The sequence below is a fragment of the Cobetia marina genome, from assembly GCF_001720485.1.
Lineage (GTDB): Bacteria > Pseudomonadota > Gammaproteobacteria > Pseudomonadales > Halomonadaceae > Cobetia > Cobetia marina.
In genome coordinates this window covers 2,170,030-2,195,505 of record NZ_CP017114.1, presented here as the reverse complement: position 1 = coordinate 2,195,505, position 25,476 = coordinate 2,170,030, and the positions used below count along the sequence as shown (strand labels likewise).

Here is a 25,476-nt window from a genome sequence, read left to right as displayed (position 1 = left end):
TGTAGAGACCTCACCTTCGTGACTCGTCGTCCTCATGAGTCGCAGCTCCTGCATGGCCAATGGATGGCTGCCGCCGGCGGGTCTGGTGATGCAGCAAGGCGCATGATCCATCCCTGTCGGTCTGAGCGGTGAGCAGGTGGGAAAGGTGGTACCCCGAGCGTCGCTCGGCGCTGAGTCAGGAAATATCGTCCTGATTCAGCCAATTAATGGAAACATCCGTCAGGCCGGACATACTGAAGATGTAACCTGCTTGATAAGCATGTGGCTGTGCAGCGTCATCCTGGGTCGGGAACATGGCGGGTAGACGTAGATGCCGTTTCCTGATGATGCCTGCCAGTCATCGCCTGACTCGCGTTGATCGGATCATAAAAAATGACCAAAACTCAATCTTCACCGCCGTCCTCTGCGCCTGGCGCCGAGACGGATCATGATGCAGAAGTGCAGAAGATGCTCGAATCGGAGGTCGGCGGGCGTCATCCGGAAGGCTTCGTGGGGCGCCATTTCATGTGGTTGATCCCGCTTGCCTGGTCTCTTTTCCAGCTCTATCACGCCTCGCCCTTGTCGCTGCTGAACTCCGACACCGCGCGAGCCGTCCATCTCTGCTTCGCCATCTCGCTGGCGTTCGTGGCCTATCCCGCTTACAAGGGCGCGCCCGCCAATCGTATTCCTCTGTATGACTGGGCGTTGGCGATATTCGCCGTGGCAGGCGTGGCCTACGTGCTCATCTTCAGTGACGAACTGGCGCGACGAGCGGGTGCCTATACCACGACGGACCTCGTGTTCTCGGGCATCGGCCTCCTGTTGCTGCTGGAGGCGACCCGTCGCGCGCTCGGGCCGCCGCTTGCGGTCGTCGCCACCGTCTTCCTGCTCTACAGTCTGTTTGGCGCCTACATGCCCGATGTCATCGCGCATGCCGGGGCCAGTCTCAACAAGCTTCTCGGGCATCAGTGGCTGACCACGGAAGGGGTCTTCGGTGTCGCGCTGGGTGTCTCCACCGACTTCGTCTTCCTGTTCGTGCTGTTCGGCGCCTTGCTTGAACGCGCCGGTGCCGGCAACTACTTCATCCGCATGGCCTTCTCGATGCTCGGTCACATGCGTGGCGGACCAGCCAAGGCTGCCGTGGTGGCGTCTGGCCTGTCGGGGATCATTTCCGGCTCTTCCATCGCCAACGTCGTGACCACCGGGACCTTCACCATCCCGTTGATGAAGAAGGTCGGCTTCCCTGGCACCAAGGCAGGCGCCGTCGAGGTGGCAGCCTCCACCAACGGCCAGCTGACACCTCCGATCATGGGCGCTGCCGCCTTCCTGATGGTGGAATATGTCGGCATCCCCTATCTGGATGTCATCAAGCATGCCTTGTTGCCTGCACTGATCTCCTATATCGCGCTGATCTACATCGTGCACCTGGAAGCGTGCAAGGCCGGCATGGAAGGCCTCAAGCGGACGCACAAGACCAGCCTGATGGCTTCGATGCTGACCTTCCTGACCGTCTTCATCGGCATGGGCGTGCTCACGCTGGTGGTCTATTACGGTATCGGCTGGATCAAGGGTCTGGCGGGTGATGGTGCGGTCTATATCGTGCTGCCGCTGCTGCTGGCGTCCTATGTCGGCCTGATCGCCTATTCCGCCTGCTTCCCTCCGCTGGAGGAAGGGGACATCGATGAATTGCCGCCGGTGGGCCCGACGGTCAAGGTCGGTCTCTATTTCCTGCTGCCGGTCGTGGTGCTGGTATGGTGTCTGACCGTCGAGCGCATGTCGCCGGGGCTTTCCGCCTTCTGGGCGGTGCTGTTCATGATCTTCATCACCGTGACCCAACGCCCATTGGTCGCGATCTTCCGCAAGGAAGGCAACCTGGGGGGGCAACCCAGCGTGGCGGTGAGGACCTGTTCCATGGTCTGGTCATCGGTGCCAAGAACATGATCGGGATCGGTGTCGCCACGGCGGCGGCCGGTATCGTGGTCGGTACCGTGACTCTGACCGGGCTCGGGCTCAAGATGACGGCATTCGTCGAGTTCATCTCGGCAGGCAACCTGATGCTGATCCTGATCTTCACTGCCGTGATCAGTCTGATTCTGGGCATGGGGCTTCCCACCACGGCCAACTACATCGTGGTCTCCACGCTGATGGCGCCGGTCATCGTCAATCTGGGCGCCGAGAACGGCCTGATCGTGCCGCTGATCGCCGTGCACCTGTTCGTGTTCTACTTCGGGATACTGGCAGATGACACGCCACCGGTGGGTCTGGCCGCCTTCGCGGCGGCGGCCATCGCCAAGTCAGACCCGATCAAGACCGGTATCCAGGGCTTCACCTATGACATCCGCACCGCGATCCTGCCCTTCATGTTCATCTTCAACACCAACCTGTTGCTGATGAACATCGATAGCTACTGGCATCTGGCGATCACCATCGCCTCGGCGGTCGCGGCGATGCTGGTCTTCGCGGCGGCCACGCAAGGTTATTGGCTGACGCGTACCCGCTGGTACGAGACCATCGGTCTTCTGCTGATCACCTTCACGTTGTTCCGTCCGGGCTATTGGTGGGACATGGTCTATCCGCCAGTCATCATGGCGGCTCCGCAGCAGATCGAGACCCTGATGGAGGAGGCACCGGTCGACAGCAAGCTGCCGATTCATGTGTCAGGCATCAATCTGGATGGCGATGAGGTCTCCAAGACCGTGCTGCTGCCGGTGTCGGATGCCGACAGTGGCGAAGCGCGCCTGAGCGATGTCGGTCTGACGCTGGATATCAGCGACAAGCAGGTGCTGGTCAGCATGGTGGAATACGGTAGCGTGGCACAGCAGGCCGGTATCGATTTCGATTTCACCATCGATGGCATCCAGCAGACCGCTGAACGTCCGCCGAAGGAAATCGCGATGCTGCCAGCCATCGTGCTGTTGTGGTTGATCGGCTGGTTGCAGGTGCGCCGTCGCCGTCGCGAAAGCGTCACTGCCTGATGCTTCGGGGTCTGAACGATCGAGACCCGTGACATTGCGCACCCGCCAATGAAAAACCGCCCCTGACATCGTCAGGGGCGGTTTTTTTCATCTGTCCTTCCGCAGCGCTCCTGGCGACGCGGTTGTCTGACGATCTGCGGCAGGGGATGTCTGGCAAATGAAATCTGGCAAATGAAAAGTGGAGAGAGTCCAGTGGCTGCGTGCTCATGGCTGCACGAGATGCTCGGCAGGAAGGCCGGCAACATGGCCGTGACGAACAGCAGATGAGAGTGCGGCCAGCAGAGCCGGGGACAGATTATGCGCCTGCGTTGCGTGACCTGTCAGCACCCTGTGCGTGAAATCGAGCGCCAAATTGAAACATCCTCGACATATTCAGCGTGATAGCTTCAAAGGGCACACCCCAACGGAAGGCATGTCGCCAATGGTAAGAGTCGAGAAGCAGTCCCGTCGTCTGTACGTCCTCGATACCAACGTGCTGATACACGACCCCTCCGCCATCTTCCAGTTTGACGAGCACGATGTCGTCATTCCGATGACGGTGCTGGAGGAGCTGGACAAGCACAAGAATGGCCACAAGGAAATTGCCCACACTGCTCGCCAGATCAGTCGCACCCTGTCTGATCTCACCGCCGACATCACACTACAGGAGATTCTGCGCGGTATTCCACTGCCGGGCTCGTTGAATGGCGCCGGCAATCTTCATTTTCTCTCCGGTAGCATCGATCAGAGCGAGGCAAGCGCCGACAACCGCATTCTTGCCGAGACACGCAGTCTCGCGGCGCGCAGTCAGGATGCATCCGTCATCCTGGTGACCAAGGACATCAATCTGCGCATCAAGGCAGCGGCACTGGGTATGGCCGTCGAGGACTATCTGACGGATCGCGCCTTCAGTGACAGCGATGCCATGATCGAGGGCGTGAAGCTCTATCACGAGGCTGGGCCTGACGGTCAGGGCGTATGGGATGACCTGCAGGTGGATGTCACCGTCAGTCGCGAGAATCATCGCACCTTCTACACCCTCGCCGGCCAGATGCCCAAGGACTGGTATCCGGGAATGTTGATCGCGGATTGTGATCGTGGTGCCAGCTTCGAGGCCATCGTGCGCGAGCTGGACAATGATCACGCCTGCCTTGAGGTATTGCAGGATTTCCGCAACGAGCGTAGCGCCTGGGGCGTCAATGCCCATGACAGTCGCCAGAATTTCGCGCTCAATCTGTTGATGGATGAGAGCGTCGACATGGTCTCGATTGCCGGGAGTGCCGGGACAGGCAAGACCTACATGACCCTGGCGGCGGCATTTGAGCAGACTCTGGAGAAGAAACGCTTCGAACGTATCATCTTCACGCGCGCGCCGATCGCCATGGGGGAAGAGATCGGCTTTCTCCCCGGGACCGAGGAAGAGAAGATGTCGCCGTGGATGGGCGCCTTCCACGACAACATGGACAATCTGCTGCGCAAGGAAGGCGAGGGCACCAGCGCGTGGAACGAGGAGGCCACCCGTGCCTGGATTGGCAACCGTGTCCAGATTCGCTCGCCGTCCTTCATGCGGGGGCGAACCCTCAGCGACACCTTCCTGATCATCGATGAGGCCCAGAACCTGACACCGAAACAATTGAAAGGGCTGTTGACCCGGGCTGGTGCCAACACCAAGGTCGTGCTGCTGGGCAATGTCGGGCAGATCGATACGCCCTATCTGACGGCCAATACCTGTGGTCTCGCGGTGGCAGTGCAACGCTTCGCCAATTGGCCGCATGCCGGTCACGTCACGCTCAAGTGTGTCGAGCGTTCGCGTCTGGCACTGGTGGCGGAAGAACTGCTGTAGATTTCTCGACAGCGGTAAGCATGGTGTGACGTGAATCCTGAGGTGCGGGAACGCGCCATCCTCAAAACGAAACGCCACCCTTGAGGGTGGCGTCTTTCATTGGTGTGAGTGTTGCAGCAACCTCAGCAGACGTTGCAGGAACATCAACACACAAAGGGAGGAAGCGGCGCGAAGGCCAGGCGCTCCTTGAGCAACTTGTTTTCATGCGTGATCTGGCTCAGCTGTGCCTCCAGACGAGATTGTTCCGCCATGGACTGCTCCAGCTGAGAGCGCAGATCCTTTAGCTCCACATCGCGCTGCTGTCGTAGCGTGGTTTCCTCGAAGCGACGACGTTCCTCTTCCTGAAGCAACTTCCGCTGCTCCGCCGTCTGGGCATCCAGGCGTTCCACGCGCTTCTCGAGCTGCTCGTGGCGGCGGCGATGCTGCTTGTCCAGCTCCTGCTTCTCCAGGCGCGCATCATCGAGCAGCTTCATCAGGCGCGTCTCACTGGCCTCGTGACGAGACTCTTCCTGCGCCAGGCGCTCCTTGAATTCGCTTTCCTGTTGCTGCACCAGCTGCTGATGGCGCTCATGGTCATGCTCGCGTGTCCGCTCGAGTGCGGTGACATCTTCCTGGGCAAGCGTCAGGCGCTTCTCGAGCTTCTCCTGCAATTGCTGCCATTGTTCGCGCTCACTGGTCAAGGTCGCCAGTGTCTGCACGCGCTCCTCGAGACGCGCCTGTACTCCCGCCAGTTGCTCCGTGAGTGCACTGAGCCGCTGCTCCGCATCCTCTGCGCGCCGCTGTGACTGTGCCTCGGCCTCACGGGCTGCCTCGGCCTGGCGGTCAGCTTCCTGCCGATAGTGCGCCAGGCTCTCGTTGGCCAGAGACTGGGCTTCACTCCATACCGTGGCCAGTGTCTCCGTCAGACTATCCGGCATCGCCTGGGTCAGAGGCTCATCACGTTTCTCGGCGCGACGTTGGCGCCATTCGCGCAGATGATCGCTGATGGTGGTGAAGCTGCCGGTCCCCAGCACTTCCCGAATCTTCTGCACGCTGGGCGCTTCACCACGTGCCATCAAGGATTCTATCGCTCGTTGTACATCCTCGTACTGGACGCCAATGCGCGCCATGGGAATCTCCGTCCGTATTCTGAAGTTGATGCTCAGCGGCCATTACGCCACGAAGTGACGTTCACTACCACTCCATTGGTCAGGATTCTGCGTGATATGCACAAGAAATCTTCCCTGTGCTCTCGCGGGCTCCCCTTTAGGCAGACTTCTGGCCGATTAGCGTCATTGTAGCGGCTCGTCTGCTTGGGATAAAGGTAATTACATATTACGTAATACGTAATTTACGTTACCCTTGGTGGTCATAATTCATGATTACGCGCCTTATCTTGAATTATCATGGCCGTAACGTCACAATCAGCCCTCAGGCAACGCGACAGGAGTCGAGACAGTGGAGAAGGGCGCACACGGTGGCATGACCGCGTTGATCGGGCGCCTTGAGGGCGAGCTGGCCAATACCACCAGCACTGCAGCCGTCACGCAGAGTGGCGACGCTGCACTCATCAAGGCGCAGACGGACATTGAGGCCGTGGCGGCGTGGCTCAATGAATATCGCCACAGCCCGCAGACCCTGCGCGCCTATCGCAAGGAAGCAGAGCGTCTGCTTCTGTGGCTAAGGGCGGAAGGTGAGCAGGGGAGAGGCGCCGCCCTGGCAAGTCTGGATCGTGAGCGGCTCGAGCACTTCGAGGCCTTTCTGGCCAATCCTCAGCCAGCGGAGGTCTGGGTTGGCAGTGTGCGTGCCCGCAGGCACCCCGAGTGGCGACCCTTTCGCGGGCCGCTGGCTCCGGCCAGCCGCCGGCAGAGTCTGGTGATCCTGCAGGGGCTTTATGCCTGGTTGATCGAGGCCGGCTATCTGGCGCGCAATCCTTTCCGGCTGATGCGCGACAAGCGGCGCATGGACAATCGCACGCTGCGCATCGAGCGCTATCTGGAGCGTCCGCTATGGGATTGGTTGTGGGGGCGTATCGAGGCGCGCTGTGATGCGGTGCGTTGTCACGTACCGACAGCCGGCAGCGCCTCTCTCGAGCGCGAGGTGTCGCGGGAGCGATTCATCGCGGAGCGCCAGCGGTTTCTGTTCGCGTTTGCCTACCTGATGGCGCCGCGTATCGCCGAGATGGCCGCCGCGATAATGGGGGATATCATCAAGCGGGAAGGACAGTGGTGGTGGCGAGTGATAGGCAAGGGCGCCAAGCTGGCCGAGATCCCGCTGCCGCCCCCGATGCTCGAGGCCCTGGTGCGCTGGCGACGCCTGCGTGGACTGAGTGACTTGCCGCAGGCACTGCCCGCTGATGAGTCACTGCCCCTGCTCGCGCGGTTGGATGGCACGACCCCTCTGGGCGACAATCAGCTCTACCGGTTGATCAAGCAGACGTTTACCCAGGCCGCCCACGACATGCGCCAGCGAACGGAGCGCCCCGGCGACGCCAGCGAGCTGATGGCACGCACGCTCGACCAGGCAAGCCCGCACTGGCTGCGTCACACCGCCATTACCCATCAGGCACAGGCCGGGGTAGAGCTGCGTTTCCTGTCTCGCTCCGCCAGACACTCACGGCTGGATACCACCTCTCGCTACCTGCATGCCGAAGACGGCGAGTGGCAGCAGCAGATGGCAAGGCACTCGCTGGCGACGACGACGGCTACCCGTGAGGAGGAGGCGTGACTGCTGGCATGGCGCCAGGCTTCACGCCTCCCGTGCGTCCGTCGGAGTCAGGCGTTATCATGGCCGACAGCATATTTTCAGACACTCTTCAGTGACATCATCGGGAGTCAGCATGAGCGACGCGCAACAAGCGCAGGCGGAACTGGTCGAGGAATTCAGCTTCTTCGACAATTGGATGGACCGCTATCAGTACATCATCGACATGGGCAAGGCGCTGCCGGAATACCCGGAAGAGTTGAAGGGGCCTGAGACCAAGATCGACGGCTGCCAGTCCAACGTCTGGATTCATCCTGACGTACGTGGTGAAGGCAGCGAGCAGCGTCTGCACTTCCAGGCCACCTCGGATGCGGCCATCGTGGCAGGCCTGATCGCCGTGGTGCTGCGCATCTACAACGACCGGACGCCGCAGGAAATCGTCGCCACTCAGCCGACCTTCCTCGCTGAGCTTGGCCTCGACAAGCACCTGTCGCCGACACGCTCCAATGGTCTGCATGCAATGCTCAAGCGCATCTACGGTGTTGCCGAGCTGCACGCCAACGCCTGACCCCCTGGCGAGAAAAGAGGCCTGACGATAACCAAGACGCCCGCCATGCCGATCGAGATGTCTCGAGAGGCCTGGCGGGCGTCTTTGGCATTGCGATTGTCATTGCAATGACGCGCTGACTGGACCCAGCGGGAGGTTCGCAGTGTCGTCACAGGCTCAGCGGTGCTCCTTGACCTCCAGCACATGCGTCATGGCCTGTTGCTGACCATCCCAGACGTAGCGCAGGTGGGGGCCCTGAATGGGGATGCTGACCGCCGGTGGACGCAGGATGGCCGCGCATTCGGCATCGGGCTCAACCTTGGCATGGCGGACGCTGGGGTAGAGCAGACCATGGCTGCCGGTATCTCTCATCTTTGCCGCGAAAGCCTGGCCGGCCGGGTAGCTGGCCGTGTCCGGCTGGCATAGCTCGGCGTATCCCTGGCGAATGTCGTGCAAGGGTTGCGTCACGCGATTGACGTAACTGCGCATCGTCATTTCCTGGCTGGGTTGCGCGGTATCGGCCAGAAAGCGTGCCATGTGAAAGCGGGTTTCGCTGATGGCGGTGTCCAGGCTACTGGCGCAGTAGTAGACACCGAAGCTGCCATCGGTGAAACGTGATGCGCGGCCGATGTGCGTGAAGGCCGCCATCACCGGTGTGGAGCCCGGCCCGCTGATGCGATCCTCGGGTGCGACACGGTTCAGCTCGCCGGCCTCCTCGCGCAGACGATCATTGGTCAGCGCCTCGATGGCAAACGCCATCTCCAGCTCATCAGGCTCGAGAATATCCTCGAACACCGAGATGGGCGGGAAGGCGCTGGAGATGACGCGCCAGGCGTTCTGCCAGTCCGGCAGTGTCAGGGCAGGTTGGGGCAGGGCGCTCATGCTCATCCACGCACTCCGTCGAGATAACGACGGGTGTCGGCCAGTGACACCACCTGCCCGGCCAGCATGTAGTCGAGCGCGCTCTGTCCATTGAAGGGAGCGGCACGATTGGGGCGGCGCACCCATTCATGGGCCATTTCAGGCGTGTTGCTGAACAGGATGCGCAACGCCTTGTGAATCCCCATCACGTAGGAGATACGCTCCAGGGTGTCATTGGGCAGGCGGACTTCCGGCAGCTTGCGGTACTTGTGATAGGTGGTGGTGCCGATGCCGCCGAGCAGCACGCGTTGATCGGCAGCGCTGCATTGCCATTTCTCCATGATGTTGAAGAAAGACTTGAGGGCAACGCGACCCGCGCTGGGGCTGGTCGGGGACACACGATCGATGGCGGTTGCGGTGGGCATGGTGCTCTCCTGCTGACTGACGATGGCATCGCACATGACGCCTTTCACATGTGAAGTATATCACGACTTCACTTCACATGCGTAAATCAGCTCGCAGGAGCGTGCGACACCATCAGGGCGTGGGGCCTGAGTCGCGGTCATTGCCCGCGCAGCAGTCTGACGATGACTCCTTGCGTGGCGGCACGGGGTCCACTCCTCCGGGGCCACCGAGGGGATGGCAGCGTGACAGGCGTCTGGCTGTCAGCCAGCACCCCTTGAGCGGCCCATGCACCTTGATGGCCTCGAGGCCATAACTGGAGCAGCTGGGATAGAAGCGACAACGCGGCCCCAGCAGCGGGCTGAGCACCAGCTGATAGCCGCGCAGCAGGCCGGTGAGCAGGCGCGTCATGCCAGCCGTCATAGCGCGCGACAGCGAGCCGCGAGCAGGGCGGGAATCGGGGTCTCGTTGACCTGACTCAGGCGTTGCCATACAGCGTGTCGGGATCAATGATCGGTGCATCGGTGATCTCTGCGCCTTCGGCGTCAAGGCGCCAGTAGAAGCAGCTCTTGCGTCCGGTATGGCAGGCAGGGCCGGTCTGATCGACCTTGACCAGCAGGGTGTCACCGTCGCAGTCAAGGTGGGTGCTGACCAGATGCTGCTGCTGACCGGAGCTTTCGCCCTTGCGCCACAGCTTGCTGCGCGAGCGCGAGAAGTAGCACACGCGTCCCGTGGTCAGCGTCTCGCGCAACGCCTCGGCATTCATCCACGCCATCATCAGTATCTCGCCGCTGTCATGCTGCTGGGCGATGGCAGGAATCAACCCGTCGCCATTCCACGGCAGGGCAGCCATCAGGGTGTCCAGCGCGACCTTTTCGCCGACCTGTGCATTTTCCAGCGACTTGAGCAGTCCATCCTGTGCCATTGAATCCATATCCTTGCAGAAGCTGTATCGAAGACTGGCCCCGTCGCGACGTTCACTGCGCAGGTTGCAGCGTTTCGGTTCGGAGGCCAGATCTCAAGAAGTCTCAGTGTAACAAGCCGCGACTCAGCGGCGCAGACCGCCACGGGCGCTACGCCAGATCAGCGAGACCAGATAGGCGATCCCCGCCACCAGTACGATGGTGGCACCGGCAGGCAGATCGAACTGCCAGGAAAGCGCCAGACCACCGGTGGTGAAGGCCATGGCCGCCAGACTCGCGATCACGATCATCATGCCCAGTGAGCGCGCATGATGGCCGGCCAGCGCGGCTGGCAGTGACAGCAATGCCAGCACCATGATCAGCCCGACGGCCTGCAGCAACAGCACCACGGTAATGGCGACCAGCACCAGCAACAGCAGATAGAGCGTCTTGACCGGCACTCCTCGCAGGCGAGCGAACTCTTCATCGAAGATCACGGCCGTCAGTGGACGGTGCACGACCAGCAGCACCAGTGCCAGCCCACCCACCATCCAGGCCAGGGTGCCGATGGCGTCCGCGGGCACCAGCAGCAGATTGCCGAACAGATAGCTCATCAGATCGACCTTGTAGCCCGGTGTCTGACTGATGAAGAGGATGCCGGTGGCCATGCCGATGGCCCACAGCGCACCGATGACGGTGTCTTCCTGGTCAAACCCCTTGAGGCTGATATAGCCGATCAGCAATGCCGCGAGGATGGCACTGATGAACGCACCGACGAGCGGGCTGGCCCCCATGAAGTAGGCGATCCCCATGCCGGCAAGCACCGTGTGGGCGATGCCGCCTGCCAGATAGCCGATGCGGCGTACCACGACATAGGGGCCGACCAGGCCCGCCGCGAGGCTTGCCAACAGGCCGGCGAAGAGGGCGTTCTGAAGAAAGTCCTGGCTGCCCAGGGCGGTGATGAAATTCATGTGTTGTAAGCCTAGAGCGCGGGGCAGGCGCCGTGAAAGAAATGAAACCCGCCAGGCAGCCTGTCACGGGCCACCGTATCAATGATGGTGATGAATCATCTGGACGTGTTCACCGTAGAGCCGCTCGATCGATTCGGCGGTCAGCGTCTCGGTGTCATGGACGATCATCTTGCGGTTGAGGCAGGCCACCCGATCGACATAATCACTGATGAAGCCGAGATCATGACTGATCACCACGACGCTCATGCGATTGGCCAGCCGATTGAACAGCTCGAACAATGAACGCTCACCATCGCTGTCGACGCTCGCGGTGGGCTCATCCAGCAACAGCAATTGCGGCTCGGCCGCCAGTGCCCGGGCTATCAGGACACGCTGCAGCTGACCGCCGGAGAGGGCATCGATATGCCGACGGCGCAGATGACCGATACCGACTTCCTCCAGCACCGCACCGATCGCCTCACGATCCGCGCGTGGCCAGGGGCCCCATTGACGCTTGCGTCCCTGGCGTCCCATCAGCACGACGTCTTCCACGCGGATCGGGAAGCGCTTCACGAAATTGGCGAACTGTGGCACATAGCCGATATGGCGTGCGGCAGATTGGGGAGTGCGCCCCAGCACGCGGACACACCCAGCTGCCGGTTTGTGAAGGCCAAGCACCAGCTTGAGCAAGGTGCTCTTGCCGCCTCCATTGGGGCCGATCAGCCCCACGATCTCGCGGGCGCCGACCTGGAAGTCGACATCGTCGAGAATGACCTGCTCACCATAGCGAAAGGTCACGCCGCGAATATCGATGGCATCCGGCGCATCCGCCGGTACCGGGCGAAATACCGGACCGACACTGCGCCCGGTGGCTGGTGCATCCGGATGGCTGTCCGGGCGCCGGCGCGCGACGGAGATGGGGCTGGCCATGACGAGAGGTACCTCTTTGCAACGCAGACGGGCGCGTGAGCGCCCGTCTGACTTTTTTATGGGGCAGAGCATTGTGCAAGATCATGCCGCATGCGCAATACCTGGCCAGAAATTACTGACTGTCGGTCCGCTCGAAGCCTGCTTTCAGTGCTTCGGTGGCACGCTTTAGATTCTCGAGATAGTCCTCGGCCAACGGGTCCAGCACGGCGACTTCGGCATCCAGCGAGCTGGCGATGCGCTTGGCGGCCGTCTGGGAGAATTGTCCCGAGACGAAGATGGTGCCGATGTTCTCATCCTTGGCACGCGTGACCAGAGTGGCCATCTCGCGTGGTGTAGGCTCACGACCACTGACTTCAATGGCATGCTGCGCGAGTGAGTAGCGATCCGCGAAGTAGCCGAAGCTGGGGTGGAAGATCAGGAAGTTGCGACCCTTGTAAGGTGCCAGCGCCTGCGCGATCTGCGTGTCCAGCGCATTCAGGGTCTTGAGCAGCCGCTGCTCATTGGCATCGATTTCACCGGCATGTTCAGGCAGCTGGGCTTCCAATACCTTGGCAGTGCGCTCGACGACGGTCTGCATTCGCTGCGGATCCAGCCAGAGATGAGGGTCGGCTTCGCCGAGGTCTTCATGCTCATCATGGCCCGCGTGCTCGTCATGATCCGCGTGGTCTTGATGGCCATGCTCGTCATGATCTGCGTGGTCTTCATGGCCGTGCTCGTCATGCTCTGCATGGTCTGCGTGGTCTTCATGCTCATCATGGCCCGCGTGCTCGTCATGGTCGGAGCCGTGATCATGATGATGAGCGTCTTCACTGCCGAAATGGCGCGTGTTGAGACCCTCTTCCAGATGCACGACCTGCATCTCGGCATTGTTCTTCTCGAGACGCGGCAACCAGACCTGCTCGAAGGGTACGCCGATGGCGAGATAGAGGGGAACCGTCGACAACTCGGCCACCTGGCGAGGGGTCGGATCATAGGTGTGCGGGCTGTTGCCCGGTTTGACCAGCGTCGTGATCTCGACATGATCCCCGGCCAGCTGATCGACCATCCACTCGATAGGCGGCACGCTGACGGCGACATGCAGTGGCGCACTGTCTTCGGCTTGCGCGTTGGGGGCCGCCAGAACGGCAAGCGCACCCAGCACGCTCAACGGCAGGCTACGCGCAGCCCGCGAACCCAGCGTGCGCTGGATCCGGGACAGCAGCTTTTCGCAGAACACTTGGCGAGAGGCCAGGGGAGAGCCCGCATGCATACTCATGACACCACTTCCTTCTGATAGTGATCACGGCATGATGCGGGCAAGGCGTGCCGAAGATCGACACGCCAGGACCGCCATCAGCCGCGGTTGAACGAGAGACGCTGGCCGTTGGCCACCGGGTTGACGGTCTTGCCGTCATAGGCTTTCACGCCATTGACGAAGGTCGCATCGATGCGTGCCTTGAAGGTCACGCCATCGAAGGGGCTCCAGCCACACTTGTAGAGCACGTTGTCACGGGTGACGCTGGTCTCGCCATTCAGGTCGACCAGCACGAGATCCGCGAACGCACCTTCACGGATATAGCCGCGATCGACGATGGAGAAGCGATCCGCGACGTTGTGGCTGGTCTTCTGCACCAGGGTTTCCAGGTCATAGATGCCGTCCTGAACCTGATCCAGCAGTGACAGCAGGGCATGCTGCACCAGCGGCAGACCGGAAGGCGCCTTGAAGTAGGGGTTCTGCTTCTCTTCCCAGGTATGCGGCGCGTGGTCAGTGGCAATGATGTCGATGCGACCATCCATCACGGCGGCACGCAGGGCGGCACGGTCTTCGGCGGTCTTCACGGCCGGGTTGCACTTGATCAGGCTGCCACGCGTGTCGTAATCGGCATCGCTGAACCACAGGTGATGCGCGCAGACCTCTGCGGTGATCTGCTTGCCAGCCATCGGGCCCGGCTTGAACAGCGCCATCTCTTCAGCGGTGGTCAGGTGCAGGACATGCAGCTGGGTTCCGTTGCGAGTGGCCAGGTCGATCGCCAGGCGTGAGCTCTTGATGCAGGCCTCGCGAGAACGGATCAGACCGTGCTCGGAGAAGGGCACGTCTTCCCCGAAACGCTCACGCCAGCGCGCCTCGTTCTCCAGAATCATCGGAGTGTCTTCGCAATGCGTGACGATGGGCGTCGGAGCATGCTTGAAGATACCTTCGAGAATCTCCGGATCATCGACCAGCATGTTGCCGGTCGAGGCACCCATGAAGATCTTGATGCCGCAGGTCTGATTCGGATCCAGCGTCTTGATCGCTTCCAGGTTGTCGTTGCTGGCACCCAGATAGAAGGCGTGGTTGGCATGCGCACGACCCGCCGCCACGGCAAACTTGGCCTCCAGCGCATCGCTGTCCAGGGTTGCCGGCTTGACGTTGGGCATGTCGAAGAAGGTCGTGATGCCCCCGGCGACGGCGGCGGCCGACTCGGTGGCGATATTGCCCTTGGCGGTCAGGCCGGGCTCACGGAAATGCACCTGATCATCAATCATGCCCGGCAGCAGATGGCGGCCGGCAGCATCGATCACTTCACGCGCGTCCAGATGTGAGAGATCACTGCCGATGGCATGGATACGCCCGTCCTTGATGCCCACATCCAGAGTGGAAATGGTGCCTTCATTGACGACCTGTGCCTGCGAAATGCGGATGTCCAGCATGTGACGTCCTCCGTGGGAAGCAAATGTTATATCGTATCAAAAGCGCTCGCAAGCGCCATTCACTGAGCGGTTTCTACCATGTCAGCGACCTGAGAGGCGCATTTCTGGCAACGCCCCTCAAGTTCGACAGTCTGGCGTTCGATCGTGAAACCATGGCGATCTGCACTGGCGAGAAGGCGAGTGCCAAGATCATCGTCGTGCATCTCCTCGACTCTCCCGCAACCACGACAGATCAGCAGCTGGAAGCCGTGCTGATGCTCGGGACAGTGGCAGGCAAGGAAGGCATTGAGCGATTCGATGCGATGGACGAGGCCTTGTTCGATCAGGAAATCCAGCGCGCGATAGATCGTGGGCGGGCGGGCGGCACCGTGTTCCTTGGCAAGCTGATCCAAAAGGTCGTATGCCTTGAGTGCGCCATGACTGTTGGCGATCAATTCCAGCACACGTCGCCGGATCGGGGTGAAACGCACGCCACGCTTCAGGCATTGGCGTTCAGCCTGGTCGATCAGCGAAAGTTGCTCGGGCATGAAGAATCCTGGGTGTCGGGAATTCTGAGGATCGAGAATCCGGGATGACGAGAGGCCAGTGACACGTTGAGAGTGAATCAGATCAGCGTGTTACCTCAATGAACAGACTCTTATTCTAGGGCATTTGGGCGGTCTCGGGCCATATGCAGACTCAGGCTTGTCAGATAGCGGCAAGGTAGAGTGTTGTCACTGCACAGCAAAGACATGTTATAACATAACAATAACGAGCGTGATTTCCCTCTTGCCTACCCACCGAGGCGCTTACCATGCACTCGATCACTCCGATCACTCCGATCACTTCTCATGACACACCATCGGCTTCCCGGCCTGCGAAGGGCGGCAGGCTGGCCCAGTCAGCTGTCACGGCGAGCGGTTCGAAAGATTCGGCAACACCACACTGGCACATCGGCGAGCAGGCGCTGGATCTCGGGGAGATCTTTCGCCCGGAGGTGACGCTGGCCGTGATGCAGCGCCGCATCGATGCGGCATTGAAAATGGCGGTCAAGGCTCAGTCCTCGGGTGCCTACCCGCTGCGCATGCGCTGGCGCGGGCCTATCAATGACCTGCGTGAGGCGCTGGAGCGCTACCTTCCCGCACCGGATGCCGGGGCTGCGCTGATAGAGGATATCTATGTGCTGGGAGAGGCCATCGGCGAGCTGTTCGACGTGCAGGATATCGGCATGCGGCTGGAAATGACCCAGAGCGCCATGTGCCCACGCTTTCATGTGGATCGCATTCCGGTCCGGTTGGTGACGACCTATGAGGGCCCCGGAACGCAATGGTTGCCGGAGCAGGCCGCCGATCGCCTGGCTCTGGGGCATGGCGTTGTCGGACACCGGGACATCTGTCGGGACCCGGAACAGATCCGGGAGCTGCGCCCGGGAAGCCTGGCCTTGCTCAAGGGAGAATGCTGGCCCGGCAATGAGGGGCATGGCCTGATCCATCGCTCGCCAGTCGTGCCGACCGGTAGCCGTCTGATGCTGAGCATGGACCCCGGTTGAGGATCTCGTCCCGCGAACGCAAACGCCCCGTGACACTCGCGTGTCACGGGGCGTTGTTCTCTGCGGTCACGCCATCATTCAGGAATGGGGGCCATTCCGACGTTGGCCACGTCTTCCTTGCTGCGTGCGAAGTGCTTGCGGGCGAAGGCTACCCGTTCCGCGACAGGCACGCCATCGGGTTGACGCTCGATCAGCTCGAGACGCTTGCGCAGTCCTTCACCATTGGCCATCTGGATGGCGAGGCCCGGTCGGGCATTGAGCTCGAGCAGCATCGGGCCATGGCGCCGGTCAAGCACCATGTCCGTGCCCAGATAGCCCAGCCCCGTCATCTCGTAACACCCCGAGGCCAGTTCGAGCAGGGTGTCCCACTGGGGTACCTTGAGCGAGAAGATGTCATGTCCCGTATCGGGGTGGGCGAACTGCGGGCGATCATACTGCACGCCGCGCACGGCCCAGCCTGACCCGATATCCAGCCCGACACCGACTGCCCCCTGGTGGAGGTTGGCCTTGCCATCCGAGGCCGCCGTCGACAGGCGCATCATCGCCATCACGGGATAGCCCTTGAAGACGATGACCCGAATGTCGGGAACGCCTTCATAGGTGAACTCGGCGAAGGCCTGATCGAAGGAAATCAAGCCTTCGACCAGCGCCACATCCGGTGAGCCGCCCAGCGAATAAAGTCCTGACAGGATGTTGGAGACGTGGCGCTCCATGTCGGCACGCGTGATGCGCGCGCCGCTGGGCTTCACATACTCTTCGCCATCATGGTGCTCGATGACGAGGATCCCCTTGCCGCCAGAGCCCTTGGCCGGCTTGATCACGAAACCTGCGTGATCGCGCACCATGTCGACGACCCGCTCGACCTCGAACTGGCTGGCGACCTTGCCGATCATCTCCGGCGAGGCCAGACCGTACTTCTGACACAGCAGCTTGGTCTGCAGCTTGTCATCCACCAGCGGGTAGAGGCGGCGGTCGTTGTACTTCGAGATATAGCCGATGTTGCGGCGATTCATGCCGACAACCCCCCGGGCACGCAGGGCGCCCGGTGTGGTCCAGTTGCGCGACCAGCGATTCATCCATGACGCGAGCATCTCAATCCTCCGTCAGCGGCTTGAAGCGACGCAATTCCAGCAGACGATAGCCGGTGTAATTGCCCAGCAGCAGGATGAAGGCCATCAGCACCAGCTGCAGACCCAGGAAGTTGAAGGTCAGGTGGCGCACCCACGGATTGTTCATCGCCAGATAGGCCAGCACGGCGGTCAGAAGGCTACCGCCACCTTGCTTGAGGACTTCCTTGGGGCCTTCCTCTTCCCAGAGGATCGACATGCGCTCGACGGTCCAGGACAGGATGATCATCGGGAAGAAGGTGATGGTCAGGCCGGCATTGAGGCCGAAGCGATAGGCGAGTACCGAGAAGATCGAGATGATCGCGATCACCGTGATGATCACCACCGAGACCCTGGCGACAAGCAACAGGTTGAGCCGCGAAAGGTAGCTGCGAATCACGAGCCCGGTGGCGACGATGAGCAGGAAACCGATCAAGCCCGTGATCAGGCTGGTCTGGATGAAGGCGAGGGCGATCAACACCGGCATGAAGGTACCGGAAGTCTTCAGGCCCACGAGCACTCGCAGCAGCACGACGACCAGTGCGCCGATCGGGATCAGCAGAATGGTCTTGAACAGGGCCTGCTCTTCCAGCGGCAGTGAGTGGATCGAGAAGTTGAGCAGCTCGTCATTGGCCAGCTTGTTGCGAACCGCGACGGCGGCCGGTTCGTTGTGGCGAATCATCGAGAAGCTGACACGGGAATTGACGCCACCTTCCACTTCCAGCATCGGGGCACCGCGGCCTTCCCACAGCAGCAGGTTGTCAGGCTCACCTTGCTTGCCGGTCTCGGGGTTGATCAGCACCCAGTCAGTGTTGAGCTTCTCACCCTCAGGGGAGTCGATCTCGACAGCCTGATTGCTGTCAGGTGTCTCGGCGAAGACCTGCAGCCAGGAGCTCACGTTCTGGCGACGGCGTCCGTCTTCCAGGCTCAAGCCACTGACCAGGCGTGCGCTCACGCCCGCTTCATTGAGCAGACGCAGCATCAGCACCGGACGCTGGAACTGGGTCAGCAGCAGACGCGCGTTCTCACCCTGACGCTGATTGTCGAACTGCTTGATCAGTTCACGGGCGAAGGTGAAGGAGTCGGCGCTGCGGGTGCGCGCCTGCTCGATCACCTGAGCGGCAGCCGTATCATAGGGACGCTCCCATGACACTTCCTGAGGCGCCGGCAGGCGCTTGATGGCAGCAGGCGTCGCGTTGTCGGACTCCAGCATGGTCACGGTGTAATACAGCAGCTGGGAGCCAGCGGCCTCACGGATCGACCATTCAGCACGACGGCCCGGCAGATCATCGAGGTACGACAACCCGAAGCCGGAGGAGGCCGTGTTCTCGGTCAGGACGCTATAGCCTTTCTGATTTTCCGGAAGCGCCAACGATGCCTTGACCGGACCGCCCGTTGCCGTGAAGGCGACCTGGGCCTCGATATCCCAGACTTTCTGTTGTGCACCCGGCACCCAGGGCACATCGAAGGAAATATGGCGGTAGGCGGTCAGGCCCACGCCAATCAGCATCAGCAGGCCGACCAGCAGGTAAAAGGAGAAACGCGACATGGGAGTCCTTGAGTATTATGCAGTCACAGGGTCTGGCACCCGGCCAGACCCTGTCAGTGGAGATGTTCGAGATCCGTGAACGTCAGGTGAGGGCGAGGGTCAGTCGCGATTTCCTTCATTCGGGTCCTGATCCTTGGCAGCGGCGGTGCTGGGAGCGCTGCCCGGGAATTCCGGACGCGGATTGATGAAGGTGCGGCTGACATCGACGGCTGCGATATCCATCATGAAACGACGGCCCAACAGCACCGGGTACGTCAGATCACGACGGTCATTCAGGGTGAATTCGACACGCTGCTTGATGTCGCCAAGCGTCATCAACATGCTGACCACAGGACGGTCTTCCCGGCCTGACGCCTGCACGATGGTCACGGTACGGCTGACCTTGGCTTCTACCCACTTGTCGCGCACCTCGGGAACGAAGTATTTGGCATCCTCGCGAAGCGCCAGCTTGAACTTGACCCACTTGTCGCCATCACGTTCGAACTCGGTGATGTCACGCGCCGACAATGAGGACGTGTTCGCGCCGGTATCGATGCGCGCCTTGAAATAGCTGCCGATGTCCGGAAAGCCGACCCACTCGACACGTCCGAGCAGCGTCTTGTCCATGATCGGGTTTTCAGAGGCGGTCTTGCAGGCCTGAACCACCTGCGGAGCTGCCGGCTGTTCCATTTCGGCATGCATGCGGCGTAGTTGGCTGCCGACTTCCCGCATGTCGCGGCGCAATGAGCGGTTCAGTTCGCGCTGCTCGACAAGCTGTTGTTGCTGGACGTCGCATTGCCCGGCGATCTGGCTCTCCAGGGCATCGATGCGTTGCGAGAAGGCCTCCGGGGTCAAGACCGGCTTGGGGGCTGAGGTTGCGCCGGAACACAACCTGCCATGACGATGACGCTGGACAATGACACGGGCAGCAGCAGCTTGCGGATCAGCATGATAAAGAGGGTTCCTGTTCAGCCTTGCTGACGATCTCGTCTTCACGAGTTCGCCTTGCATGATTCTTGTTCATCCATCTCGCACCGTACTTGCACGAGTGGATGATGGGAGGGAGCCCGGCCACCTTCCGTCCTCTTCGCAGCGATCGCTGAAGGTGTGGCAAAGGGCGATGATACGTAGGCCGGATAGTCGCTGTCCATGATTCGCCACCCACGGCTGGTGCGCCCGGGAACGGCTTCCGTCAATGCGTTGCCATTCACGGACAATCATTCAATCCAGCGTGATGCGAAGCGCTCATGACGCCTCTTGCCGTCGATTCCATCGCTCGACAGGCAAGAACGTCGCTCGTTGGGGACGTGCCTGTCCCAGCCGAGTTGACGTCTCCGGCTACCATACTTTGGCACTTATTTCATGGACTTGCACATTTCTCGCATCGTGAGTGCACCTTGTGGTGGGTGTCACAAGTCGTCGAATGATCGGCGGGAGCACTGGAGACCTCAGTGGCGAAGTCTGTTCTCAACGGGCTGGTCGTGACACATGGGCAGGAGAAGACCAATCACTGACGTCAGCTGACGACAGGCAGACATGCTGATGAACTTTTCAGGACATCAGGCCCTCGAGTTGTGGTTCAGCATGGCGGGGATCGGTCATGCACAGCGAACACATGACAGGCAGCATGATCATCAAGACGGGTCCAGTGAGACGTGAGTCTGGGCTTCTCGAATACTAGATTTAACATAATATATATTATACGAGCCTATGAGAATTCGACATCACGCCCGCTTTGACGATCCACTGCAAGCGTCGAGACACATCCAAATTGCTATTTGTAGAATCACTGCATAGTATCAGTACAAGTTTCCTTGTCGAGAATGTCGATGATTCGCTCCCGCTTGCGTCCCCTCGGTCTGATCACCCTGCTGGCCTCCTCGGCAAGTCTGTTGATGGCTTGCAGCAGCCCCTCAATCGATACCTATGCCGGTTCCGGACCCGAGTTCAGAATCGACGAGTACTTCCTCGGGCACACACGAGGCTGGGGAATGGTTCAGGATCGCTCCGGTGAAGTGACTCGACGCTTCGTAGTGGACCTACAGGGCACCAGGCAGGATGGACGATTGACCCTCGACGAGAACTTTCGCTACAGCGATGGCGAGACGCAGCATCGACAATGGACCTTCGTCCCGACGGGTGACCGTCAGTGGCGCGGCACGGCAGCTGACGTGACCGGAGAAGCCACGGCAGCCAGCAATGGCCATGCCTTTCGCATGCAATATGTCCTGCAGGTTCCCATCGATGGCAGTGTCTGGGAGTTCAACATGGATGACTGGATGTATCTGCAGCCAGACGGACGCGTGTTGAATCGCACCTCGATGCGCAAACTGGGCATCGAGCTTGCCACCATCACCCTCGCCTTTCAGCGCTGTCCCTGTGAGAGCGGCCGCTAGAGGCGCTTGTTCAAGGGCGAATGTGTCTCGGCAAGCCACTGGGCATAGCTATCTTCCGGGAGCGCAGGTTGCCCGAAGGCATCGCTCTGAACCTGATCGAACCCGAGAGACTCAAGCTCCGATAGCTGCTGAACTCGCTTGCTACCTACCGCGATGGGCACCAGTCCCAGCGTTTTCATCGCACAGGTCCATGCCTTGATCAAACGTGTCTGATCCGGCTCATGCTGCTGAGGTACCATGAAGCGTGGGTGCAGCTTGACGGCTACCGCCGGCATCCGGCTCAACAGACGCAGATTGGCATTTTCCCGGCCAAACCGATCAATGCAGAAGGAGACTCCGTCACGGGTCAACGAGGTCATTGCCGCAATCAGTGCCTCTGGTGTCTCCGCGAAGCGTTCGCAGCCCGTGAGATCCAGGCGCAGATGCTCCCCCTTGAGGCGGTAAAGTCGCAGGATGCGTCTCAATGTCTCGGCGTATTCACTGTCAATCAGGCGCTTCGCCGAGAGATTCAGTGATACCGGCACTCCGAGAGACTCCGTGGAGCGCTGCGACTGCCAACGACTGACCATGGCGCACGTCTGGCGCAACACCCAGGTATCCAGTTCTTCGCCAATGCCTGCGCGCTCAGCCATGCGCAACATCTGGTTCGCGGTGACCCAGCGCCCTTGAACCTGCCAACGCAGCAGCATCTCCATGCCGCACACCTTTCTCGTCCGGACATCCAGGATCGGCTGCGCATGCAGGCTGAGCTCATTGTCTCGCAAGGCCCGGGCGAAGCGATCACCCAATGCGATGGCAAGGGTGACATTGCTGCTGAGATCGGCGACCTGAAGATTCTGCTGACACGGTGCCCAATGCGCCGCACTGGCAAGTTCCTCCTCGAGAAGTTCGACAAGCTCATGGGCCGTGGCCCCCTCGGGCGTGAAGGTGGCCGTTGCGACCAGGAGTTTGGGCCTCAGAGCACTGGAAAGATGCATCAGCCAGGGCTGAGTGATGAAACGTTGCCAACGCATGCCGCTGACAGACTGCCGCTGAGGCAGCAGGATGATCAAGGTATCGCTGCACAGACGACCCTTGATGACGTCTTCATCATCGAAGCTTTCATTGATCTGGCTGGACAGTGACTGCATCACCTCCTGGAGGAAGACCTCGCCCTGATGGTGACGCCAGTGTTCTGCCTCCGATACCTTGAGCATGATGGCCTGGTAGCTTTCACTCCCTCGGTTTTCCATCCAATGGGCAAATGTCTGAAGATAACGTCGTCGTGTGCTGTAGCCGGTAATGGGGTCAATGCTGGCCTGAAGCGTGGCACGCGTTCGTTCCGTCAGGAGGCTGTCGCGCTGGATCAGCTCGTTTTCGACCAGCATGGCACAGCGTCCCAGCCTTTCGAGTTGAGGCGCACTCAGCTCACGTGGTGTGTGATCGATGAGGCACAAGGTGCCCAATGGCAATCCTGAACTGTCTCGCAGCAAGGCGCCGGCATAGAATCGGAGATATGGCGGGCCGGTGACCAGGGGATTGTCATGAAAGCGTTCATCCTTGCTCGCGTCGTTAACGACGAGGTAGCGCTCTTCATGGAGAGCGTGGGCGCAGAAGGCCAGGTCACGCCCCGTTTCACGTGCATCGATACCGCAGTGGGCCTTGAACCATTGGCGATTCTCGTCCACCAGTGACACGAGACAGATGGGGACATCGAAGATATCCGCGACCAGGCGCGTCAGGTCGTCATAACGCTTTTCATGCTCACTATCCAGTACGTGAAGCGCGTGCAGGCTATCGATTCGCTCCTGTTCGCGAGGATGAGGGGCTGCTGGCATGAACCCGGGACGCCCACCTGCCGCAATGGCGGGTGGGCTAACAGACGCGTTGTGTGGGGGGATGGCCATTGGCGAGGATCTCATCTGAGTGACACGGACACCATTCAGCTTATCGTTGCCTGCATCGCGAAGGGAGACTTAGCGCCTCTGGTCAATTAAACGGTAAACTTTCGAATATTCGTGATGCAATATGGAGCCGCGCGCCCTGCTGCCCTGCTCCCACATACCACGAAGCCCCCGCAGCTTGGCTGCGGGGGCTTCGTGTGGTCAGGCCATGGATCTCGCGGTTCGTGACGCGGATTCAGGCTTCGGCAGGTGCGTAGGAGCCATCTTCACGGTGGACTTCCTTGCCGGTCAGACCCGGCGTGAAGACACATGCCAGATGCATGGTCTTGGTAGCACGCAGCAGGTGGTCGTCATGTTCATTGAGGATATAGACGTCACCCGGCTTGATCGGCCAGACCTTGCCATCCGCCAGTGTCTCCACCTCGCCCTCACCTTCCATGCAATACACGACTTCATAGTGGTGCTTGTAGTGGATATGGGTCTCGGTACCTTCGAAGATACGGGTGATATGGAAGGAGCACTTGCCACCATCTTCGTCGAGCAGCAGACGAGTGCTGTCCCAGTTGCCGTTCTCGGCCTTGACCAGACGATCCGTCTTGCGGGCTTCCTCGAGATTGCGAACGATCATCAACTTCTCCTCATTTGGGCGCTGTCATGACTCGACAGCTGACAGATGGCGATTCCCGCAGTGACATGAAGGCAATGGCGCTTGAACACGAAAGAGCCACGGCGCAGAACGATGAGCGCCTTCTTCGGTGACAGGTGACAAGGGCCAGGAATCGCATGAGATGACCCGCGCCATGGCGGGACAGGGAAGAACGGACGCCGATCACGTGACCAGCGCCCGATACCGCAGAGACTCAGCGCAGGACGGCTGCCGCATTTTCCTCGATGATGTCGAGGGCTTCCAGCAGGTCTTCATCACGGATGGTCAGCGGACACAGGCATTTGACGACCTGCCCGGAGTGACCGCTGGTCTCGATGATCAGGCCCTGCTCGAAACAACGTGAGGTGATGGCATCTGCCAGTTCACCTGACGCCACATCGATACCGCGCATCAAGCCACGACCTTTCTCGTGCGCCGCGAAGCCGTTTTCACGCGCCTTGGCGGCAATCTTCTGGAAGCGCTCCTCGACGATACGGCCCTTGCGCTGGATGTCGCGCTCGAACTTGTTGTCGCTCCAGAAGTGGCGCAGTGCGGCGGCGCCGGTCACGAAGGCCAGTGCATGGCCACGGAAGGTGCCGTTGTACTGACTCGGCTTCCACTCATCCAGCTCCGGACGCATCATCACCATCGCGAACGGCACGCCAGAGGCCGACAGTGACTTGGAGTTGCAGACGATGTCCGGAACGATGTCGGCATGCTCGAAACTGAAGAACTTGCCGGTACGACCACAACCCGCCTGGATATCGTCGATGATCAGCAGGATCTTGTGCTCCTTGCACAGGGCATCCAGACGCTGCAGCCATTCGATGGAGGCCGGGTTGATGCCACCCTCGCCTTGTACGGTCTCGACCAGTACGGCTGCCGGGCGGTCAAGACCACTGGAGGAGTCCTTCAGCAGCTTGTCGAGATACGCGACAGTGTCGACACCCTCGCCCATGTAACCATCATAGGGCACGAACTGTGCGCCCTGGGCTGGCAGACCCGCTGCATCACGGAACTTGGCGTTGCCTGTCGTGGCCAGAGCACCCATGGTGACGCCATGGAAGCCGTTGGTGAACGACACGATGTTATGACGGCCCGAGACCTTGCGCGCCAGACGGATGGCGGCTTCGACGGCATTGGTACCGGTCGGCCCCGGGAAGTGGACCTTGTAGTCCAGACCACGCGGCTTGAGGATCACTTCTTCCAGAGCTTCCAGGAAGTCGCGCTTGGCGGAAGTCCACATGTCGAGACCGTGGATGATGCCATCGCTGCTGATGTAATCGATCAATGCCTTCTTGAGCACCGGGTGGTTGTGCCCGTAGTTGAGCACGCCCGCGCCGGCCAGGAAATCGATGTAGCGCTTGCCATCCTCGGTGAACAGGTGGGCATTCTGCGCCTTGGTGAAGACGGTCGGGAAAGAACGAGAATAAGTGCGTACCTCGGATTCCATCTGTTCGAGTATCTGCGTATTCATGCTGTCACCTCCCTGGTGATGGATGGCCATGCTCGGCGCGATGAAAGCGCTGGCGGCCATACCAGAATGTAAAGACGATTCAACGAATGACACTGACCCGCTTGCACATGATGACTTGGGGGTCGACAAGTGATGTCACGACTTTCCTGTCATGAACATCCAGCGGGTGAGACGTGATTCTCCTCGAGGTCC

Annotated in this window: 21 protein-coding genes and 1 pseudogene; 6 read left to right on the top strand and 16 right to left on the bottom strand. The window is 60.6% G+C overall.

What is annotated here, in order from left to right:
* Window positions 1-372 precede the first annotated feature (372 nt).
* Window positions 373-2,954: pseudogene (locus BFX80_RS18300) on the top strand (TRAP transporter permease).
* 421 nt (window positions 2,955-3,375) lie between these two features.
* Window positions 3,376-4,776: a PhoH family protein gene (locus BFX80_RS09320; protein ID WP_084208683.1), complete on the top strand. Its 1,401-nt coding sequence runs from the start codon at window positions 3,376-3,378 to the stop codon at window positions 4,774-4,776.
* 143 nt (window positions 4,777-4,919) lie between these two features.
* Here the strand turns inward: BFX80_RS09320 and BFX80_RS09315 are convergent, their stop codons facing one another.
* The gene (locus BFX80_RS09315) at window positions 4,920-5,885 is read right to left on the bottom strand and encodes a DNA-binding protein (RefSeq protein ID WP_084208682.1); all 966 of its coding nucleotides are present in this window, start codon (window positions 5,883-5,885) and stop codon (window positions 4,920-4,922) included.
* A 328-nt stretch (window positions 5,886-6,213) separates the two neighbouring features.
* On the opposite strand from BFX80_RS09315, the gene BFX80_RS09310 reads away from it, so the two are divergent.
* Window positions 6,214-7,482 (top strand): tyrosine-type recombinase/integrase, encoded by a 1,269-nt coding sequence (locus BFX80_RS09310; protein ID WP_240499521.1) that lies wholly within the window; start codon window positions 6,214-6,216, stop codon window positions 7,480-7,482.
* Between the two features lie 112 nt (window positions 7,483-7,594).
* On the top strand, window positions 7,595-8,026 hold the full coding sequence (locus BFX80_RS09305) for a SufE family protein (RefSeq protein ID WP_084208681.1): 432 nt from the start codon (window positions 7,595-7,597) through the stop codon (window positions 8,024-8,026).
* Window positions 8,027-8,182: 156 nt separating this feature from the next.
* On the opposite strand, the gene BFX80_RS09300 is transcribed toward BFX80_RS09305, so the two are convergent.
* The 9 genes from BFX80_RS09300 to BFX80_RS09260 all read right to left on the bottom strand — a co-directional run bounded on the left by BFX80_RS09300 (window position 8,183) and on the right by BFX80_RS09260 (window position 15,247).
* The gene (locus tag BFX80_RS09300; RefSeq protein ID WP_240499520.1) at window positions 8,183-8,893 is read right to left on the bottom strand and encodes an RES family NAD+ phosphorylase; all 711 of its coding nucleotides are present in this window, start codon (window positions 8,891-8,893) and stop codon (window positions 8,183-8,185) included.
* Complete coding sequence (locus BFX80_RS09295) at window positions 8,890-9,291, bottom strand: MbcA/ParS/Xre antitoxin family protein (RefSeq protein WP_084209711.1); 402 nt, start codon at window positions 9,289-9,291, stop codon at window positions 8,890-8,892. The genes BFX80_RS09300 and BFX80_RS09295 overlap by 4 nt, the downstream gene beginning before the upstream one ends.
* A 112-nt stretch (window positions 9,292-9,403) precedes the next feature.
* On the bottom strand, window positions 9,404-9,679 hold the full coding sequence (gene yidD, locus BFX80_RS09290) for a membrane protein insertion efficiency factor YidD (protein WP_205632688.1): 276 nt from the start codon (window positions 9,677-9,679) through the stop codon (window positions 9,404-9,406).
* Window positions 9,680-9,746: 67 nt separating this feature from the next.
* Entirely contained in the window at window positions 9,747-10,193 is a 447-nt protein-coding gene (hisI, locus tag BFX80_RS09285) for a phosphoribosyl-AMP cyclohydrolase (protein WP_373996124.1), read from the bottom strand.
* Window positions 10,194-10,316: 123 nt separating this feature from the next.
* A complete protein-coding gene (locus BFX80_RS09280; protein WP_077376406.1) occupies window positions 10,317-11,141 on the bottom strand; it encodes a metal ABC transporter permease in 825 nt (274 codons plus the stop codon).
* A 78-nt stretch (window positions 11,142-11,219) separates the two neighbouring features.
* A complete protein-coding gene (locus tag BFX80_RS09275) occupies window positions 11,220-12,050 on the bottom strand; it encodes a metal ABC transporter ATP-binding protein (RefSeq protein ID WP_077376403.1) in 831 nt (276 codons plus the stop codon).
* 112 nt (window positions 12,051-12,162) lie between these two features.
* Window positions 12,163-13,305, bottom strand: coding sequence for a metal ABC transporter solute-binding protein, Zn/Mn family (locus BFX80_RS09270; protein WP_084208679.1), 1,143 nt, complete (start codon window positions 13,303-13,305; stop codon window positions 12,163-12,165).
* A gap of 77 nt (window positions 13,306-13,382) precedes the next feature.
* On the bottom strand, window positions 13,383-14,720 hold the full coding sequence (locus tag BFX80_RS09265; RefSeq protein ID WP_077376398.1) for a dihydroorotase: 1,338 nt from the start codon (window positions 14,718-14,720) through the stop codon (window positions 13,383-13,385).
* A gap of 59 nt (window positions 14,721-14,779) precedes the next feature.
* Window positions 14,780-15,247 (bottom strand): Fur family transcriptional regulator, encoded by a 468-nt coding sequence (locus BFX80_RS09260; protein WP_084208678.1) that lies wholly within the window; start codon window positions 15,245-15,247, stop codon window positions 14,780-14,782.
* A 266-nt stretch (window positions 15,248-15,513) separates the two neighbouring features.
* Between BFX80_RS09260 and BFX80_RS09255 the strand changes: the two genes are divergently transcribed.
* Complete coding sequence (locus tag BFX80_RS09255; protein WP_084208677.1) at window positions 15,514-16,248, top strand: DUF1826 domain-containing protein; 735 nt, start codon at window positions 15,514-15,516, stop codon at window positions 16,246-16,248.
* Window positions 16,249-16,322: 74 nt separating this feature from the next.
* On the opposite strand, the gene BFX80_RS09250 is transcribed toward BFX80_RS09255, so the two are convergent.
* The 3 genes from BFX80_RS09250 to BFX80_RS09240 all read right to left on the bottom strand — a co-directional run bounded on the left by BFX80_RS09250 (window position 16,323) and on the right by BFX80_RS09240 (window position 19,737).
* The gene (locus BFX80_RS09250) at window positions 16,323-17,339 is read right to left on the bottom strand and encodes an alpha-L-glutamate ligase-like protein (RefSeq protein WP_240499519.1); all 1,017 of its coding nucleotides are present in this window, start codon (window positions 17,337-17,339) and stop codon (window positions 16,323-16,325) included.
* Window position 17,340: 1 nt separating this feature from the next.
* Window positions 17,341-18,903, bottom strand: coding sequence for an inactive transglutaminase family protein (locus BFX80_RS09245; RefSeq protein WP_077376389.1), 1,563 nt, complete (start codon window positions 18,901-18,903; stop codon window positions 17,341-17,343).
* 99 nt (window positions 18,904-19,002) lie between these two features.
* Window positions 19,003-19,737: an ATP-dependent zinc protease family protein gene (locus BFX80_RS09240; protein ID WP_240499518.1), complete on the bottom strand. Its 735-nt coding sequence runs from the start codon at window positions 19,735-19,737 to the stop codon at window positions 19,003-19,005.
* Window positions 19,738-20,711: 974 nt separating this feature from the next.
* On the opposite strand from BFX80_RS09240, the gene BFX80_RS09235 reads away from it, so the two are divergent.
* Window positions 20,712-21,278, top strand: a complete 567-nt coding sequence (locus BFX80_RS09235) for a DUF3833 domain-containing protein (protein WP_084208676.1) — start codon at window positions 20,712-20,714, stop codon at window positions 21,276-21,278.
* Here the strand turns inward: BFX80_RS09235 and BFX80_RS09230 are convergent.
* From BFX80_RS09230 to ectB, 3 genes are all read right to left on the bottom strand, one after another.
* On the bottom strand, window positions 21,275-23,164 hold the full coding sequence (locus tag BFX80_RS09230; protein WP_167593013.1) for an EAL domain-containing protein: 1,890 nt from the start codon (window positions 23,162-23,164) through the stop codon (window positions 21,275-21,277). The genes BFX80_RS09235 and BFX80_RS09230 overlap by 4 nt on opposite strands.
* Window positions 23,165-23,396: 232 nt before the next feature.
* Window positions 23,397-23,789 (bottom strand): ectoine synthase, encoded by a 393-nt coding sequence (locus tag BFX80_RS09225; RefSeq protein ID WP_065392486.1) that lies wholly within the window; start codon window positions 23,787-23,789, stop codon window positions 23,397-23,399.
* 232 nt (window positions 23,790-24,021) lie between these two features.
* Window positions 24,022-25,284, bottom strand: a complete 1,263-nt coding sequence (gene ectB / locus BFX80_RS09220) for a diaminobutyrate--2-oxoglutarate transaminase (RefSeq protein WP_065392487.1) — start codon at window positions 25,282-25,284, stop codon at window positions 24,022-24,024.
* Window positions 25,285-25,476 lie beyond the last annotated feature (192 nt).

Excerpts from the sequence above, each read along its gene's own strand:
- hisI (WP_373996124.1), bottom strand. The coding sequence starts at position 10,193 with ATGGCACAGGATGGACTGCTCAAGTCGCTGGAAAATGCACAGGTCGGC.
- BFX80_RS09270 (WP_084208679.1), bottom strand. The coding sequence starts at position 13,305 with ATGAGTATGCATGCGGGCTCTCCCCTGGCCTCTCGCCAAGTGTTCTGC.
- BFX80_RS09225 (WP_065392486.1), bottom strand. The coding sequence starts at position 23,789 with ATGATCGTTCGCAATCTCGAGGAAGCCCGCAAGACGGATCGTCTGGTC.
- BFX80_RS09260 (WP_084208678.1), bottom strand. The coding sequence starts at position 15,247 with ATGCCCGAGCAACTTTCGCTGATCGACCAGGCTGAACGCCAATGCCTG.
- BFX80_RS09305 (WP_084208681.1), top strand. The coding sequence starts at position 7,595 with ATGAGCGACGCGCAACAAGCGCAGGCGGAACTGGTCGAGGAATTCAGC.
- yidD (WP_205632688.1), bottom strand. The coding sequence starts at position 9,679 with ATGACGCGCCTGCTCACCGGCCTGCTGCGCGGCTATCAGCTGGTGCTC.
- BFX80_RS09320 (WP_084208683.1), top strand. The coding sequence starts at position 3,376 with ATGGTAAGAGTCGAGAAGCAGTCCCGTCGTCTGTACGTCCTCGATACC.
- BFX80_RS09280 (WP_077376406.1), bottom strand. The coding sequence starts at position 11,141 with ATGAATTTCATCACCGCCCTGGGCAGCCAGGACTTTCTTCAGAACGCC.
- BFX80_RS09295 (WP_084209711.1), bottom strand. The coding sequence starts at position 9,291 with ATGCCCACCGCAACCGCCATCGATCGTGTGTCCCCGACCAGCCCCAGC.
- BFX80_RS09255 (WP_084208677.1), top strand. The coding sequence starts at position 15,514 with ATGCACTCGATCACTCCGATCACTCCGATCACTTCTCATGACACACCA.
- BFX80_RS09300 (WP_240499520.1), bottom strand. The coding sequence starts at position 8,893 with ATGAGCATGAGCGCCCTGCCCCAACCTGCCCTGACACTGCCGGACTGG.
- BFX80_RS09315 (WP_084208682.1), bottom strand. The coding sequence starts at position 5,885 with ATGGCGCGCATTGGCGTCCAGTACGAGGATGTACAACGAGCGATAGAA.
- BFX80_RS09230 (WP_167593013.1), bottom strand. The coding sequence starts at position 23,164 with ATGGCCATCCCCCCACACAACGCGTCTGTTAGCCCACCCGCCATTGCG.
- ectB (WP_065392487.1), bottom strand. The coding sequence starts at position 25,284 with ATGAATACGCAGATACTCGAACAGATGGAATCCGAGGTACGCACTTAT.
- BFX80_RS09250 (WP_240499519.1), bottom strand. The coding sequence starts at position 17,339 with ATGCTCGCGTCATGGATGAATCGCTGGTCGCGCAACTGGACCACACCG.
- BFX80_RS09265 (WP_077376398.1), bottom strand. The coding sequence starts at position 14,720 with ATGCTGGACATCCGCATTTCGCAGGCACAGGTCGTCAATGAAGGCACC.
- BFX80_RS09235 (WP_084208676.1), top strand. The coding sequence starts at position 20,712 with ATGATTCGCTCCCGCTTGCGTCCCCTCGGTCTGATCACCCTGCTGGCC.
- BFX80_RS09245 (WP_077376389.1), bottom strand. The coding sequence starts at position 18,903 with ATGTCGCGTTTCTCCTTTTACCTGCTGGTCGGCCTGCTGATGCTGATT.
- BFX80_RS09275 (WP_077376403.1), bottom strand. The coding sequence starts at position 12,050 with ATGGCCAGCCCCATCTCCGTCGCGCGCCGGCGCCCGGACAGCCATCCG.